This is a genomic window from Dermabacter jinjuensis, from assembly GCF_902381725.1.
GTDB lineage: Bacteria > Actinomycetota > Actinomycetes > Actinomycetales > Dermabacteraceae > Dermabacter > Dermabacter hominis.
The window spans coordinates 812,539-828,585 of record NZ_LR698963.1; the positions used below are offsets into that span (position 1 = coordinate 812,539).

Annotated in this window: 15 protein-coding genes; 5 read left to right on the plus strand and 10 right to left on the minus strand. The window is 64.6% G+C overall.

All coding sequences use genetic code 11. The annotated features are described in order from the left end of the window. Positions 1–165 precede the first annotated feature (165 nt). Both FXY94_RS03545 and FXY94_RS03550 read left to right on the plus strand, forming a co-directional pair. Positions 166–702 (plus strand): peptidylprolyl isomerase, encoded by a 537-nt coding sequence (locus FXY94_RS03545; RefSeq protein WP_016663654.1) that lies wholly within the window; start codon positions 166–168, stop codon positions 700–702. Positions 703–722: 20 nt separating this feature from the next. Continuing rightward, on the plus strand, positions 723–1,673 hold the full coding sequence (locus FXY94_RS03550; RefSeq protein WP_016663655.1) for a rhomboid family intramembrane serine protease: 951 nt from the start codon (positions 723–725) through the stop codon (positions 1,671–1,673). A 168-nt stretch (positions 1,674–1,841) separates the two neighbouring features. On the opposite strand, the gene FXY94_RS03555 is transcribed toward FXY94_RS03550, so the two are convergent. The 3 genes from FXY94_RS03555 to FXY94_RS03565 all read right to left on the minus strand — a co-directional run bounded on the left by FXY94_RS03555 (position 1,842) and on the right by FXY94_RS03565 (position 4,166). Then, entirely contained in the window at positions 1,842–2,279 is a 438-nt protein-coding gene (locus tag FXY94_RS03555) for a hypothetical protein (protein WP_016663656.1), read from the minus strand. Between the two features lie 115 nt (positions 2,280–2,394). Then, positions 2,395–3,234, minus strand: a complete 840-nt coding sequence (locus FXY94_RS03560; RefSeq protein ID WP_016663657.1) for an aldo/keto reductase — start codon at positions 3,232–3,234, stop codon at positions 2,395–2,397. 56 nt (positions 3,235–3,290) lie between these two features. Further along, complete coding sequence (locus FXY94_RS03565; protein ID WP_016663658.1) at positions 3,291–4,166, minus strand: aldo/keto reductase; 876 nt, start codon at positions 4,164–4,166, stop codon at positions 3,291–3,293. Between the two features lie 99 nt (positions 4,167–4,265). Here FXY94_RS03565 and FXY94_RS03570 point away from each other — a divergent pair, with 99 nt between their 5' ends. Then, positions 4,266–5,870, plus strand: a complete 1,605-nt coding sequence (locus FXY94_RS03570) for an LssY C-terminal domain-containing protein (protein ID WP_051120613.1) — start codon at positions 4,266–4,268, stop codon at positions 5,868–5,870. Positions 5,871–5,894: 24 nt separating this feature from the next. Here FXY94_RS03570 and nhaA (FXY94_RS03575) read toward each other — a convergent pair whose 3' ends face one another. The 3 genes from nhaA (FXY94_RS03575) to FXY94_RS03585 all read right to left on the minus strand — a co-directional run bounded on the left by nhaA (FXY94_RS03575) (position 5,895) and on the right by FXY94_RS03585 (position 10,189). After that, positions 5,895–7,238 (minus strand): Na+/H+ antiporter NhaA, encoded by a 1,344-nt coding sequence (gene nhaA, locus FXY94_RS03575; protein WP_016663660.1) that lies wholly within the window; start codon positions 7,236–7,238, stop codon positions 5,895–5,897. 168 nt (positions 7,239–7,406) lie between these two features. After that, on the minus strand, positions 7,407–8,789 hold the full coding sequence (nhaA, locus tag FXY94_RS03580; protein ID WP_016663661.1) for a Na+/H+ antiporter NhaA: 1,383 nt from the start codon (positions 8,787–8,789) through the stop codon (positions 7,407–7,409). A 56-nt stretch (positions 8,790–8,845) separates the two neighbouring features. Beyond that, the gene (locus FXY94_RS03585; RefSeq protein WP_016663662.1) at positions 8,846–10,189 is read right to left on the minus strand and encodes a M20/M25/M40 family metallo-hydrolase; all 1,344 of its coding nucleotides are present in this window, start codon (positions 10,187–10,189) and stop codon (positions 8,846–8,848) included. Positions 10,190–10,298: 109 nt separating this feature from the next. Between FXY94_RS03585 and FXY94_RS03590 the strand changes: the two genes are divergently transcribed. Next, entirely contained in the window at positions 10,299–11,486 is a 1,188-nt protein-coding gene (locus tag FXY94_RS03590) for a glycerate kinase (protein ID WP_016663663.1), read from the plus strand. Next, the gene (locus FXY94_RS11100; protein WP_016663664.1) at positions 11,467–11,589 is read left to right on the plus strand and encodes a hypothetical protein; all 123 of its coding nucleotides are present in this window, start codon (positions 11,467–11,469) and stop codon (positions 11,587–11,589) included. Before FXY94_RS03590 ends, FXY94_RS11100 begins: the two co-directional genes overlap by 20 nt. On the opposite strand, the gene FXY94_RS03595 is transcribed toward FXY94_RS11100, so the two are convergent. The 4 genes from FXY94_RS03595 to FXY94_RS11215 are packed head-to-tail and all read right to left on the minus strand — an operon-like array spanning position 11,586 to position 16,005. Further along, positions 11,586–13,391 (minus strand): ABC transporter ATP-binding protein, encoded by a 1,806-nt coding sequence (locus FXY94_RS03595; protein WP_016663665.1) that lies wholly within the window; start codon positions 13,389–13,391, stop codon positions 11,586–11,588. The genes FXY94_RS11100 and FXY94_RS03595 overlap by 4 nt on opposite strands. Continuing rightward, complete coding sequence (locus tag FXY94_RS03600; protein ID WP_016663666.1) at positions 13,388–15,349, minus strand: ABC transporter ATP-binding protein; 1,962 nt, start codon at positions 15,347–15,349, stop codon at positions 13,388–13,390. Before FXY94_RS03600 ends, FXY94_RS03595 begins: the two co-directional genes overlap by 4 nt. Before the next feature lie 48 nt (positions 15,350–15,397). Further along, positions 15,398–15,790, minus strand: a complete 393-nt coding sequence (locus FXY94_RS03605) for a type II toxin-antitoxin system HicB family antitoxin (protein WP_016663667.1) — start codon at positions 15,788–15,790, stop codon at positions 15,398–15,400. A gap of 5 nt (positions 15,791–15,795) precedes the next feature. Further along, entirely contained in the window at positions 15,796–16,005 is a 210-nt protein-coding gene (locus FXY94_RS11215; protein ID WP_084813919.1) for a type II toxin-antitoxin system HicA family toxin, read from the minus strand. Between the last annotated feature and the right edge of the window lie 42 nt (positions 16,006–16,047).

Consider the following 16,047-nt stretch of genomic DNA (forward strand, 5'->3'; position numbering starts at 1 on the left):
TTCGTTCGTGCGCCGGACTAACCCGGCGGCGGTCTGGAAGTGCGGGTGGTGGCCACGCCGCGATGACTCAAGCCTACTAGCGGTGCATCGGCAGATCACAGTTTCTATGCAGAATGGCTGTGCGCCGTTCAGCGGTTTTCAGCGAGGGTATGGGAGGATCGAGGCATGTTTGCAACGCTTCACACGAATCACGGCGATATCCGCCTCGAACTGTTCGCTCACCACGCCCCCAAGACCGTCGCGAACTTCGTTGAGCTCGCGAAGGGCGAGCGCGAATTCACGAACCCGGTCACGGGCGACAAGGAAAAGCGCCCCTACTACGACGGCGTGATCTTCCACCGCATCATCGATGGCTTCATGATCCAGGGCGGCGACCCGACCGGCACCGGCACGGGCGGCCCCGGCTACAACTTCGACGATGAGATCTCCGAAAAGAACTTCAACGAGCCCTACGTTCTCGCGATGGCCAATGCCGGTAAGCGCATGAACGCCATCACGGGCCGCCCCTCGGGCACCAACGGCTCGCAGTTCTTCATCACCGTTGCCCCGACCCAGTACCTGCACGGCAAGCACACCGTGTTTGGTGAGGTTGCCGACGATGCCTCGAAGAAGGTCGTCGACGAGATCGCCAAGGTCGATACCGACATGCGTGATCGCCCGCTCGAAGACGTCGTCATCAACTCGGTGACCATCGAGGACTGACCCGAAGGTTCACTTCGTCGATGTCCCAGAGCTACGGAAAAGGAGCCGATCCGCAGCCGGGCGCGGGCGAGCCGAACTACACGAGTAGTACGGACTCCGTGTGCCCGCGCCACCCGGATCGGCCCTCTCTTATCCGCTGCCAGCGCTGCGATCGCCCCGCGTGTGTCGAATGTCAGCGCCGGGCCGCCGTCGGCGTCCAGTGCGTCGACTGTGTGAGCGAGGCCGAACACAGTCAGCGTCAGAGTGCCCCGCGAACCGTTGTGGGAGCCGAGCCCGTGCGCACTCTCCCCGTCGTGACGTACACGATCATGGGGCTGTGCGCCGTGATCTTCGCGCTCCAGTTCATCGGGCTTGACCGCACGCTCTCGCAGTGGTTCATGTTCGCGCCGTTCCGCTCGCTCGCGATGCCGTGGACTTTCCTCACGAGCGGCTTCCTCCACGGAGGAATCGCGCACGTGGGTCTCAACCTGTATGCCCTGTGGGCCGTGGGTCAATTCCTTGAGCGTGCGCTCGGGCACTGGCGCTATCTCGCGGTGTTCCTCGTGAGCGTGTTCGGCGGGCACACCGCCGTGCTGCTTCTGTCAAGCATCGGCACGGATTCGTGGTTCACGGGCACGGTAGGCGCTTCGGGCGGTCTTTTCGGCCTGTTTGGTGCGCTCCTGATCCTCCAACGCCGCCTCGGTGCGGAGAGCACGCAGGTTCTTATCCTTATCGTGCTCAACTTCGTGATCGGTTTCCTCTACCCGGGTATCTCGTGGCAGGGCCACCTTGGAGGCCTCGTTGTGGGGGCAGCAGCCGTCGGCCTTTTCTTCGCAACCCGACCCACCGCCGAACCTGGCGCGGATCGCGTTGCTATCGCGAAAAAATCGGCGCTCATTCACGGCGGCGTGATCGCGGGACTCGTCGTGTTGCTGATCGCCGCGTGTGCGGTCAAGTGGTGGCTCGCGGCACAGGCGGGCTACCTCGTCTAACGCCGCTTCGGTCGGGCTGGGTTTCACTCTCGTATAGCCCCGCCTCAACAGAGTTATCCACAACGTTATCCACGGTTGGGGAGAACTACATGGATGTCATTCACGCGTGAACAGCACGGATGCCCCGCCCAATCGGGCGGGGCTTTCGCGTATGCGGTTCGCGAGCGCTTAGAGTGCTCGATGCGCCTCGTGTTCGCGCGCAACTTCGGCTTCGGCAGCCGCGACGCGCTCGCTCCACGCCTCGCGGAGAGTCTCGAGTGCGTCGTGCGATGGAGCGTGCTCCACATCGAGTTCGAGAACGGTCGCGCCCTCATCCTCCATGAGGGTCGCTTGCACGATGATGCGAGCGCTCACGAGCGGGCTGTCGTACTCGACGCGGATGCGGTGCCCGAGTGCCGAGCCGAGCACCTTGCCGATGATCTGGCGGTTCTTACCGGGGTTCTTGACGAGGGGGCCGCCCACCATGAGGGGGATCGACTGAAGGCCGAGCCACGCGGGCAGCCACTGCTGGGTCATGCGGTCCCACGCCTCGTCTTGCGAAAGCGCGAAATGACCGCGTGCGCGGAACGTGTAGTCGGTGCGTGAAAGGGTGCGTGCGTCACTCATGCCTCCAAAATAGGAAGGCCCGCGCCCCCGGGGAAGAGGGCGCGGGCAGGTTCCGCACAGTGTTCGTGAACTTGTTACCTTCCGCTTGGCGGAACGAAACTTCGCCGCCGACGGTTTACTTAAAATCCGCCGTAGCCGGGTCCGGGCCGCCGCGGCCGTCGGCGCGCGAGAGGGCGTTGATCTTCTCGATCTCCTCGCCGCTGAGCGTGAGGCCGAGCGACTCCCAGTTCTCGGCGATGCGCGAAGGCGTGACCGACTTCGGGATCGCAATGGTGCCGAGCTGGCGGTGCCACGCGAGGATGACCTGGGCGATGCTCGCGTCATGAGCCTTCGCGATGGCCTCGAGCGCGGGATCGCTCAGGACGTCACCGCCCTGGCCAAGCGGCCCCCACGCCTCGGTTGCTACGCCGTACTTGGTGTTGGTGACACGCAGCTCGGCCTGGTTGAAGTAGGGGTGAAGCTCGATCTGGTTGAGGACGGGCGTCACGCCGCTCGTCTCAATGAGATCCTCGAGGTTTTCCGCGGGGAAGTTCGAGACACCGATCGAGGTGATGCGGCCTTGCTTCTGAAGTTCGATGAAGGCCTTCCACGTGTCGTTGTAGAGGCCGAAGCTCGGGCACGCCCAATGGATGAGGTAAAGATCGAGCACGTCGAGGCCGAGCTTACCCATCGACTCGTCGAAGGCACGCATTGTCTCGTCGTAGCCCTGGTTCGCGTTCCACAGCTTCGTCGTGATGAAAAGGTCCTTCGGGTCAACGCCCGCGGCATCGATGCCCTCGCGAACGCCCTTCTCGTTGCCGTAGACGGCAGCGGTATCGATGTGGCGGTAGCCGGTCTCGATCGCGGCCTTGACGGCGGCGGCGGTTTCATCGTTCGGAACCTTGAACACGCCGAAGCCGAGCTGCGGGATCGTCTTCCCGTCGTTCAGGGTTGTGAGTGGGCTTTCGTAGGCCATTGTTGTCTCCTTACGGTTGGCGGGCACGGACTGTCGGGGGCTGCGGTGCGTGGTGCCTAGCCTTGGTAGCCAGCTCCTCGCTCCATGGTTTCCGGGTCGAAGCCGGTGCGCCCGGCCTCGCCGCGGTCGAGGGCCGCGATTGCCGCGAGGTCCTCGGGCGTGAGGCGCACATTGAGCGCGTCGAAGTTCTCGCGGATTCGGCTCGGCGTCACCGACTTCGGGATCGCGATCGTGCCGAGCGCGAGGTGCCACGTGAGCACGACCTGCGCGGGGGTTGCCTCGAGGCGCTCGGCGATCTCGCGGATGATCGGTTCGTCGAAGAGGCCCTTGCCGCGATGAAGGGGCGCCCAGGCCTGGCTCAAGATGCCGCGCTCGCGATTGGCTTCGCGCAGGTCGTTTTGCGCGAAATAGGGGTTGAGCTCGATCTGGTTCAGCACGGGCACAACCCCCGTCGCCTCCGTCAGCTCGTCGATGCGCTGTGCCGGGAAGTTCGCGACGCCGATCGAGGTCGCGAGGCCCTCCTCACGGAGCCTGATGAGTTCCTCCCAAGTGTCGACCGCGAGGCCGTTCATGGGCATGGGCCAGTGGATGAGGTAGAGGTCGACGTAGTCGAGGCCGAGCCGCTCGAGGCTCTCCTCGAAAGCGCGGCGCGTCTTTTCGCGCCCGTGATCGTCGTTCCACACCTTTGTCGTGACGAACACGCTCGAGCGCTCGAGGCCCGAGTTTCGCACGGCACGCCCCACGCCCTCTTCGTTGCCGTAGAGCTTCGCGGTATCGATGTGCCGGTAGCCGGCCTCAAACGCACACTCGATCGCGGCCTCCACCTCATCGTTCGGAGTCTTGTACACCCCGAAGCCGAGTTGGGGGATCTTCTTGCCGTCATTGAGGGTGAGCAGCGGGCTTGTCGACGCGAACTCGCTCGTAGAGGTCATCGAATCCTTCTTCCTAAAGCCTCACACAAGCCTATAAATCTCCATCGGGCGGTCCCTGAATCATCGGGATCGGGAGGCGCCGCCCGTACAATGAGCGGCATGGAGGCTTACGGGGGGCGCGCACGCGCTGAGGCGAGGCGACCGTCGCAACCGTTTGTTCTCCCGGAGAAACCGCGCGTCGTGCCCCGCCCGCCGCACACGAAACGCACCCGGTTCGCGAAGTGGAAGCGGCCCGTTCCGCTCACGTATCCCGAATATGATCACGCGGCCGGCCATAGCCACGACCGCCCGCGCCTCGAGATCTACCCTCGGCTTGACGCCCTATTCGTGCTGCTCGCGACCGTTCTCTCGCTCGTGCTTGCCTACGTGTTTCTGCGGCAGGGCCTCACGACCAACCCGAGGCGCCTCGTCAACCTTCTCGTGTTTTGGCTCGTGTTCACCTACGTCGCTCTCCCGCGCATTCACCAGGCGCTCACGGCCGTGTACGTTCCCGATTACTTCATGGGGCGCACGCGCACGGCTGACGGTCTGCTGGGCGACCCCGTGAACCTTGCGTTCGAAGGCTCAGCCGAGGATATCCACGTGGCGATGCGCAAGGCCGGCTGGGTTCTCGCGGAGGAGAACACGCTGCACAGCGCGAGGCGCGCGGTAATCTCGTTTCTTCTTCGACGCTCCTACCCGCAGGCCCCGGTGAGTTCGCTCTTCCTCTTTGGTCGACGGCACGAGTTCGCCTACCAGCAGGAGGTGGGCGGTACGACGCTCAGGCGTCACCACATCCGGTTCTGGCGAGTGCCGCATAAGTGGGTCATGCCCGGCGGGCACCGCGTAACGTGGCTTGCCGCGGCGACGTTCGACCGCGGCGTGGGGCTTTCGCGCTTCACGTTCCAGGTCACGCACAAGATCGACGAAAACACGGACGTTGAACGTAACTACGTCGTCGATACGTTGTTGCACGCCGACCACGCGATCCCCGTGGGCGTTATCAAGGATTATTCGACCTCCTACCACCACAGGAACGGCGGCGGGGATCCGCTTCGCACGGACGGCCACTTGCCCGTCGTTGACGTGACGGGCGCCGAGGCTCGCTCGACCGGGTCCACCGCGGTGATCCAGCCGCGCAACCGTGCCACGGGTATCTTCTACCTGCGTGGACGCTCGCTGCGCCCGCGCGAACTCATGCAGTCGCTCGAGCGCGAATGGCATGGCGCTCGCGAGGATTTTCTGCAGGCACTCCGCAACGTCGGCGACCACCACCTGCCGCCCCCATCGATCGGGTTCGTCGGGCTCATGATCGCGCTTGAAGTGGCAGCGGTGGTGGCTCTGTGGGGGCTCGTGTGGGCGAAGGGATCGGGGGCCGCGCAGGCCGACGGCATCGTGCGCGCCCTCGGCTTCGATCAGCTCGGCGAAGCCCCGCTTCTGCCTTTCACCGTGCTCGTTGCGGGGCAGATCCTGCTGTTCCTGTTCATGCTTGGTCGCAACAGGTGGGCGAGGCTCGGCCTCATGGCCCTTCTCGCCTTCGACTCGCTTGCGCGCATTAGCGTAGCCGCGCTCGAGCCCGCGGGAGCGGCGAGTGCCACCGAGCTGCTCGGTGTTGGGCTGAGCACCCTCGCGCTTCTCACGCTTACCTCGGATGCGGCACGCATTTGGGTGCATACCGACCGCATCGCGTACTACGCGCAGCGCGAGGAGGGCGCCGCCGAGTAGAGGCGGCGGTCTATTCCCCGGCGGCTACTTCGTGCGCGAAGTATCGTCGGCAAACACGTCGGGGATGCCGTCGTGGTTCACATCGACCTTTTCGCGTTCGGCGATCTTCGCATAGCGGGCGTTTCGCGGCGTGAGGATGGCGGCGCCCACGATCGCGGCGAGCACCGAAGCGGTGAGCACGCCGACCTTCGCCCAATCATGCGCGGGGTTGGCAACGTCGAAGCTGAGCTCGGCCACGAGGAGTGACACGGTGAAGCCGATGCCGGCGAGCGCCGCGACACCCGTGAGGTCGATCCACTTAATGTCGGGGTCGAGGTTTGCGCCTCGGATCCGCGTCACGAGGAACGTCGTTCCCACGATGCCGAGCATCTTTCCTGCGACGAGACCGACGGTGATCCCGAGCGCAACGCTTGAGGTCCACGCCTCGGCGAGCCCGCTGAGGCCGCCGACGGCGACGCCCGCGCTAAAGAATGCAAAGATCGGCACGGCGATGCCCGAGGAGAGCGGGCGGAAGCGGTGCTCGAACGTTTCGGCAAGCGAGTAGCGCTCGCCGTACTTCGAAAGCGGATTCACCGGGATCATGAAGGCGAGGGCCACGCCGGCGATCGTCGCGTGGATGCCGGAGTTGTAGAAGAGCGCCCACACGATGAGGCCGAGCGGGAGAAGAACGAACCACGCGGCGCTGTAGTGCTTTTTAAAGAGTGCCTCGGCCTTGTTGGCGACCAGCCAGTAGAGCGCGAGAGGGATGAGCGCGAAGGCAAGGTAGTGGAGCTTGAGGTCGCTCGAGTAGAACACGGCGATGATCGTGATGGCGATCAGGTCATCGACGATCGCGAGGGTCAGGAGGAAGGTGCGCAGCGCCGCGGGGAGCTTTGAGCCGACGATTGCGAGGACTGCGACGGCGAAGGCAATGTCGGTTGCGGCGGGAATCGCCCAGCCACCGAGTGTCTCGGGGTTTGCCGCATTGATGGCCGAGTAGAGCAGGGCCGGCAGCGCGACGCCTCCCGCAGCGGCCGCGACGGGCACGAACGCGCGGCGGGGATCACGCAGGTCTCCTTTCGTGAGCTCCATCTTGAGTTCGAGGCCTACGAGGAAGAAGAAAATCGCGAGGAGTCCGTCGGCCGCCCAATGTGCGAGGGAGAGGTCGAGGTCCAGCCAGCTTGTCGAAAAACCGACGTGCATGTCGCGCAGGGAGAAGTAGGCGTCGGCGGCAGGGGAGTTTGCGAGGAGGAGTGCGAGGATGGTCGCTCCGACGAGGATGAGGCCACCGGTGGTCTCGGTCGTGAGGATTTTTTCGATGCGCGTGAGTTCGCGGTAGGTGCCGCGGGCGAGGATCGCGTCGGTACGGCTCTTGTGCTTGCTCGTCATGGGAGTCCTTGGGGCTCGGCGGGCATTGTCAACGAGCGAAGCATCCGGAGCCTCGCCCGTGCCGACCAGACTTCCCGGCACACCAGCCACCCACACTACAGGCTGAGGTGCGAATGGGGCCCGGGTCGTGTGACCCGAGCCCCATTCATGCGGGCGGTGTGCGAAGCCCTATGGCTGCGACGTGCGCGAGGTGTCGTCGGAGAACACGTCGGGAATGCCGTCCTGGTTCTCGTCTCGCGATTCGAGTTCGGCGATCTTCTTGTAGTGGTTGTTGCGGGGGATAAGAAGAATCGAGCCGACGATCGCGGCGAGGAGCGAAGCGGTCAGCACCCCGACCTTTGCGTCTTCCACGAGCGGGCTCGAGGGATCGAAGCTCAGCTCAGCAACGAGAAGCGACACGGTGAAGCCGATACCGGCGATGGCGGACATGCCGATGAGGTCGATCCACTTGATCTCGTCGTCCAGGTTCGCCTTCGTCAGCTTCGTGACGAGGAAGGTCGTACCCGTGATGCCGAGCATCTTGCCGCACACGAGGCCCACGATGACGCCGAGGGCGACGGTCGTGGTCCAGGCGTCGAGAAGACCGCTCAAGCCGCCCACGGCGACGCCAGCGCTGAAGAATGCGAACACGGGAACGGCAACGCCAGTCGAGAACGGGCGAAGCCTGTGCTCGAGGGTTTCGGCGAGCGAATGCTGGCTGCCGTAGGCGCTGCGGGCATGGACGGGCACGCAGAACGCGAGTACGACGCCCGCGATGGTGGCGTGCACGCCCGAGTTGTAGAACAGGATCCACGTGATGACCGCGAGCGGGAAGAGGATCATCCAGGCCGCAGAGTAGTGCTTCTTGAACAGCCATTCGGCCTTGTAGGCGACGAGCGCGTAGATCGCGATGACGGGGATTGCCGCGAGGAGGTACACGAACTTCGTTTCCTCCGCGTAGAAGATCGCGATGATGAGGATGGCGATGAGGTCGTCGACAACGGCGAGGGTGAGGAGGAAGGTGCGCAAGGCGGCGGGAAGCTTCGAGCCGATCAGGGTGAGCACCGCAACGGCGAACGCAATGTCGGTCGCGGCGGGAATCGCCCATCCGTTGTGGGAAGCTTCGGGACCACCGAGGTTCACGAGCGTGTAGATGATTGCGGGTACCGCGACGCCACCGGCCGCGGCGAGCATCGGCACGAGGGCAAGCTTCGGGTCGCGCAGGTCGCCACGCACGAACTCGTGCTTGAGCTCGAGGCCTACGAGGAAGAAGAACACGGCGAGGAGACCGTCGGCTGCCCAGTGTGCAACCGAGAGGTTGAGGTTCAGCCATCCGAGGTCGAAGCCGAAGTGGGCGTCGCGGATGGTGAAGTAGAGGTCCGCGAGCGGGGAGTTCGCGCAGATGAGCGCGAGGATCGTCGCGATGACGAGAGCAATGCCGCCCGCCGATTCCTTCGTGAGGATTTCTTCGACGCGGCTGTATTCGCGGAAGGTTCCCTGCTCAAGGATTTTTCGTGGGGTGCCCGGTTTGGGCGCGGGCAGGTCGTGTTTCGACGCCGGCTTGCTGTTCACTGCGTGCCTTTCTGATTGGTCGAGTGTGGTGAAGTGGGGTTCTCGCGACGCTTGAGCTACGAGGCGCTCAGGTTCTCGAGGAGGGCGAGGAAGAACGCCTCGCATTTGTCGATTTGTTCGAGGTCAACGTATTCGTTGGCGCCGTGGGCCTGGGCGATGTCGCCGGGGCCGATCACGACGGCACTCATGCCCGCGGCCTCGTAGATGCCTGACTCAGTGCCGTACGTGACCTTCGTGGGGCTGATGGTCATGCCGAGTTCGCGCGCGAGCTGTGCGGCGTCACCGTCGGTCCCGCAATCGAGCGGGTAGAGAAGCGAGCGGATCGTGAGGCTCGCGCCGACGTTTTTCGCTTGCTCGGGATCGGCCGGATCGGCGGGAATTGCCTGCTTCATCTCGTCGTCGAGTTCGGCGATCTTCGCCTGGATGCGGCGGGCGATCGCGATCGCGTCGTCGCTTGGCAGGGCGCGGTATTCGAAGAGCAGGTGGGCGTGCGCCCCGACCGTGTTGATCGCGTTGCCGCCATCGAAGCGGTTCACACCGCCCGTGATGTGGGGGACGAGGAAGGCGGGATCGTTCGGGCCTTCGGCTACGCCGCGGTCGATGATTTCTTCGTGGAACCAGGTCGTGAACTCCGCTGCGTAGCGGTTCGCGTTGAGACCTCGGGGCAGGAGGCTCGAGTGCGCCGCAATCCCGCGGAAGTCCGCTTCGAACGCGTTCATCGACTTGTGGCCGGTGATGACGTCCATCATCGTGGGCTCACCGACGTAGGCGATGCGCGGCGCAATATCGAGGGTTTCGAGTTGCTTGACGAGTTCGCGCGCACCGTTGCAGCTCGTTTCTTCGTCCCACGTCGCCGCGAGGTAGACGGGTTCGGTCAGCTCGGCCGCGAGGAAGCGGTCGGCGAGGGCCGTGAAGGTCGCGAGGTACCCCTTCATGTCGGCGGTGCCGCGACCATAGAGTTTTCCGTCCCGCTCGGTGGGCTCGAAGGGATCGCTGCTCCAGTTCTGCCCCGTGACGGGCACGCAATCGGTGTGGCCAGCGATGAGGATGCCGCGGCGCTCTGCGACCTGCACGTGCACGGGTGTGCTCTCACCATCGAGCCGGTTCACGCCGCCGCGCCCGGTGCCGTAGTCGCGACCGAGTACGTCCTTTGCCGCACGGTCTGTGCTATCACCAGCGGTTTCTCCCGCCGCGGGGAATACGGCCACGAGGTTCGCATCGAGACCGTCCTCTTCGCGGAACACGTGGGTAGTGACGCCCTTGCTCGCGAAGATCCGCTGCAGAAGCATGATCGTGTCGAGGTTCCCCGTGTGGGAGGTGCTGTCGATACGCACGAGAGCTTCGAGAATTTCGCGGGGACTCGAAGGCAGGGTCGACTCGGGGTTCTCAGTTTGCGACATAATTCCACGTTACCCCCTTGACGGTTTCGTCGGGAGGAGCGGTACTTTCTCTGTGAGAGAGCTGTCGAAGAACGCCCAGATTAAAAGGGCAGGAGTAGGGAGGCCCGCGGTGAGGGTTCTGATCGCGCCCGATTCCTTTAAAGAATCGATGAGTGCGCGCGAGGCGGCTGAGACGATCGCGCGAGGAGTGCGCGCGGTTATTCCGGGGGCGGCGTGCACGCTTGCTCCGGTGTCCGACGGTGGCGAGGGTTTCACTGCCTCCCTCGGGACAGCGCTCGGGGCCACCCTCCATTCCGTCACCGTTGCGGATGCCCTCGGCCGCCCCGTGAGCGCAGAGTACGGCCTCGCCCCAAACGCGCAGCCGTCCACAGCGGTCCTCGAGATGGCGAGCGCCGCGGGACTCATGCACCTTCAACCGGGGGAGCGCGACCCGATGAGGGCGAGCACGCGCGGCGTCGGCGAACTCATCTCCTCCGCGCTCGATCGGCTTGGCGAGGGCGGCCGGCTCATCATCGGCCTTGGCGGCTCCGCAACGAATGATGGCGGGGTGGGGATGCTCGGTGCGCTCGGCGCGCGGTTTCTTGATTCCGACGGCCGCCCGCTTCCCCCCGTACCCGCCTCTCTAGCCGGGTGCCTTGCCCGCATCGACGTGAGCGGCCTCGATCCTCGGCTCTTTGAGGTCAGCATCGAGGTCGCGTGCGACGTGACGAACCCGCTCCTTGGCACGAGTGGTGCAAGCGCGGTCTTCGGCCCGCAAAAGGGCGCGGATCCCGCCACGGTGGCGAAGCTCGAGGGTTTCCTCGGGGAACTCGTGGAGGCTGCGGAAGCGTCGGACCCTTCCCTTGGCGCCCGGGCTCATGCAACCGAGCCCGGTGCTGGCGCCGCGGGTGGGCTCGGCTGGGCCCTCGCGACGTTCCTCGATGCGCGATTCGAGCCGGGTTTCGATCTCGTCGCGCGTACGGTGGGGCTAGAGCAGGTGATCGAGAATGCTGACCTCGTGTTCACGGGCGAGGGGGCGATCGATGCACAAACGCTCTACGGCAAGGCCCCCGCGGGTGTCGCCGCTCTCGCAAGGCGCCACGGCGTGTCGTGCGTGGTCTTCGCGGGACGCATTGGTGAGGGCGCCGAGGTGCTTTACGCTCATGGTGTGAGCGCTCTCGTGCCGATCGTGCAGGGAGTGACGACTCTCGAAGAGGCCCTCAATGACGGTCCGCGCAACCTCGAGCGTGCAGCGGCAACCTCGATGCGACTCATGGAACTAGGAAAAGGAGCAGTTCATGGCGACGAATCAGGCTGAACACGAGCGCATCGTGAGCGACGCAGCAGCCTTCGGCCTTGAGCGCTACAAGGAAGTACTAGAGCGGTTAGGTGAAGGCGCGAGTGAAGCCGAGGAACCCTAGAGCGAATCCTGCCACGCTTTGTAGAGGGCGGCGAAGCGGCCTCCCTGCTCGATGAGCGCCCTGGGGGCGTCGTCTTCGACCACGACCCCATCGTGCAGCACGAGCACGCGGTCCGCGATCATGACGGTCGAGAGACGGTGAGCGATGATGATCGCCGTGCGGTTGCCGAGGAGCTTCGTGAGGCCCTCCTGCACGAGGCGTTCACTCGGCAAGTCGAGCGAACTCGTCGCTTCGTCGAGGATGAGCACGTTCGGGTTTGCGAGGAACGCACGCGCGAACGAAATGAGCTGACGCTGACCAGCGGAGACGCGCCCGCCGCGCTTGCTCACGTCGGTGTCGTAGCCGTAGGGGAGGGCCTCGATGAACTCGTGCGCGCCGATCGCTTTGGCCGCGCGCACGACCTCTTCGCGGCTTGCGCCGGGCCGCCCTAACTCGATGTTGTCGGCAACGGTGCCGCTGAACAGGTACGCCTCTTGGGTCACCATGACCACATTGTGTGTGAGCTCCGCGCTCGTGAGGTCGCGAAGATCGACACCGTCGAGTTCCACGGAGCCCTGCGTGACGTCGTAAAAACGCGAGACGAGCTTCGCGATCGTCGACTTGCCCGCACCCGTCTGCCCGACGAGTGCGACGGTCTGACCTGCGGGAATCGAAAGGTCGAGAGGCTTGAGCACAAGGGGACCATCCTCGCTATAGCGGAACTCGGCCCCCGTGAACTGAATTGCCCCGCGGCCGCTCGCGATGGATTTCGCGTGAGCGGTGGTGGGCTCGGCAACCGTCGGAACTTCCCACAAAAGCGCACTGATCTTCTCGAGTGCCGCCGTGGCCGACTGGAACGAGTTGTAGAAGTTCGCAATCTCATCGACGCGCTGGAAGAAGCGCCTCGCGTACAGCACGAGCGCGAGGAGCACGCCCACGCTCAAGTCACCCGCGAGGACGCGGAAGCCGCCGACGACGAGAACCGCCGCGACGGTGACGTTCGCGAGGAGGCGCAGCGCGGGCTGGTAGATGCCAAACACGGAGATCGAATTGAGGGTCGCGCGGCGGTAGTTTTCCGCGAGCGCCCGGTATTCGCGCGAGTTCGATTCCTCCTTGCGGAAGGCCTTGACGGCGCGGATACCGTTCATTGCCTCGACGAACTGCACGATGAGGGCTGCCGAGTGCGTGCGCATACCGCGATAGGCGATGCGCGAGCGCACCTGGAACCACACGGTGAGGGCGATGCACGGGATGAGCAGCACGAGCATGATGAGCCCGGTTGGCCAGTCCATCGCGACGATCGATGCGGCGGTGAGAACCATCGAGAGGCTCGAGCCGATGAGGATCGGCACGCCGAACTCGAGAAGCTCGCGCAGCGCCTCCATGTCGGACGTTTGGCGAGAGACGATGCGCCCGGAGGTATAGCGTTCGTGGAACTCGAGGGAAAGGCGCTGCGTGTGCCGGAAAACGCGGCGGCGCAGCTCGAGCAGGAGCCTCTGACCGATGACGGAGGACTGGCGGGTGAAGGCAAACGTGAGGAGCGCGGCGAGAATCGCGCAGGCCGCGTGGAGACCGGCCGCGCCGAGTGCCGGCATAGCGTCGCCGTCGATCAGGGCAGGAAGCCCATTGTCGATGCCCCACGCGAGAATCGCGGGACCTGCCACGACAGCGGCCTGGGCGAGAACCACCATGATGGCGACAAGCACGATCGAGCCCTTTTCTGGCGCGAGTAGCGCGCGAAGCAGCGCGAGCGAACGCTTGCGCGAGGCGCGGTTTTCTTCCTTCGTGAGCTCGTGATCTTCCTCTTCGACTGCCTGGCTCACTGCGCACCTCCCTTCTCGTCAACCGCTTCGCGAATCTCAGCGACCTCGAGGCTTCCCGTTTCCGTCGCGACCCGCGTCAGGTTTCGGTTTCCTCGCGCCTCTTCTTCCTGGTTCGCGATCACGTAGCGGTAGCGTTCGCTCGAGGCCATGAGCTGCGTATGTGTGCCGACAGCCGTGATGCGGCCATCCTCGAGAAGTGCGACGCGGTCCGCGAGCGCGACGGTCGACGTGCGGTGCGCGACGATGAGCGTGGTCGTGTGGGAGAGAACCTCGCGCAGGCGTTCCGTCACGCGCTCTTCCGTTTTCGTATCGAGCGCGGAGAGGGGATCGTCGAGGAGGAGCACCGTGGGTTTCGCGGCGATTGCGCGGGCGAGTGCGAGGCGCTGGCGCTGCCCGCCAGAAAGGCTCATTCCCTCCTCGCCGATGTGGGTCTCGACGCCTTCGGGTAGGTCGTAGGCGTAGCGCGCGTCGGCGGTGTCGAGGGCGAGTTCGAGGGCCCGGTCGAGCTCGGCGCTTCGCGTGGACGTGCGCGTCACCGGGGGCACGGTGCCGTCGGAACCAAAGAGCCTGTCCGCGAACTCCACGGTTCCGACGGTTCTTTCGTACCCGGGAGCCCCAAGGAGCACGTTGTCGCGAACGGAATCGCTGAAAAGCGTTGCGTCTTCGAACGCGAAGGCCGTGATCCGGTGGAGGGTGTCGAGGGGGATGTCGCGCACGTCGTAGCCGTCGATCGTGATCGAGCCCGAGGTGACGTCGTAGAGGCGTGGCACGAGCTGGAGCAGGGTCGATTTGCCGGAGCCGGTGATTCCCACGAGTGCCATGGTCTCGCCCGGTTCGATCTCGAGGGTTGCCCCGTCGAGGAGGTCGGGCATGTGCGCGGGGGAGTCGGAGTAGCGGAAGTGGACGTCGTGGAGGGCAAGCCTGCCTGCGAACGTGTGCCCGGGCTCGAGCGTCGGCGTCTCGGGATCGGCGATCGTGTTCGGGGCGTCCATGACGTCGAAGTAGCGGTCGAGCGCGGTGTTCGTATTGATGAGCATGCCGAACAGCTGGCCGAGCATGCGCACGGGGCCCGTGACAAGCACGGCAGTCACGAAGTAGGCGCTCAATTGGCCGAGGTTCATGTGGCCGTGTGCCGTGAGGTAAATGCCGAGGAGGAGGCTGATGGAGGTGGCAATCTCTGGAAGGCCGTACATGAGCATGTCGAAGCGCGCGATCGCGGTGGCCTTTTTGACCTCGGTTCCGCGAAGCTCGTCGGCCTGGAGGGTGAACTGTTCGAGAGCCGTGGGGCCGCGGCCAAAGGCTTTGAGTACGCGGATGCCCTGGACGGATTGTTCGATTGTGGTGGCGAGGTCGCCGTTTTGATCCTGCGAGAGACGAGAGAGGGTGGAGAACTGCCGGTTGAAGCGGAACGAGAAGATCCCGATGGGGATGGCCGCTGCGACGAACACGAGAGCGAGGATCCAGCTCGCGCGGATGAGTAGTGCGATGCCCACGATGGTCGTGACGGCTGTGGTCACGCCCATGATGACGCCGAACGCGATCCAGCGGCGGATGAGGTTCGTGTCGCTCATCGCGCGCGAGAGCAGCTGCCCTGAACTCCATTGGTCGTGGAAGGTGACGGGCATGTCCTGGATTTTGTCGTACAGATCGGTGCGCATGTCGCGTTCGATGGCGGTTGCGGGAACGAGGGCGAATACGCGGCGGAGGAACAGGAGGAGGGCCTCGAAAATGCCGAGCACGAGCACGGTTGCGCCCGCGGTCCACACGGCTGTGGCGGTGCCACCCTGGACGAGGTCGGAGTTGACGAGACGCTCGAGCACCTGCGGGATCATGAGGCCGAGGACCGCGCTCCCGATCGCGCACACGAGACCGAGCATGAGACGGACGCGTATGGGCCGAACGATTCGCCACAGCCGGATCATCGGATGCGGGTGCGAGGTCGCGGAGTTTTTGTGCATGGCCTGCACGATTTTACCGGCGGCTCCCGTTTTATGTGGGCTGTTTCACTAGGTGGGAGCGGTCTGTTTCTCGAGCTGGGCGATGCGCTGATACGAAAGGCCGAGTGCCTCCGCGGTGTCGCGTTGGCTCATGCCGCTTGCGCGCAAGGTGCGGACGGCAGCGCGTGAGAGGCGGGCCGCCTCGGCGGAAGTCTTTCGAGACTCTTCCTCAAGGTCGCGGGCTTTTTGCCATGTCGAGCTCACGTCGCGCGGAAGCTGGATCGAGAGATCGACGGCCACCCTTGATTCGTCGACATCGAGGTAAAGGCCGATGGCCTCGGCTGCGACGGCGCGGGCATCCTTGAGGTTGCGTGTTTGAGTCGCGATATCGAGGGCCGGAATCTCGACAACCCACCATCGACCTTCGCGGCGAGCAAGGACGTGAAATGGCGAAGCCACCATGAGTGCTACCTCCACTCTTTCGGTGCTTGGGAGCCGAGCGTTCGTGCGATGCTTCGAATGACGCCCGGCGAAATTTCTGGATGAGCTGGAAGGATGATCGGGGAAGGGTTCAAGGGGTGCTTCCACTTCTCGTGCGAGCCACGCGTACTGTCATGTCTCCACCCTCGTGCCCGAAGCACCTTGGCAGCGTCGCGGTACTTTAATGGCTTGACCATAGGGTAAATCTAGAGCCCCTTGATGTTCAAGACTAGCGCCCC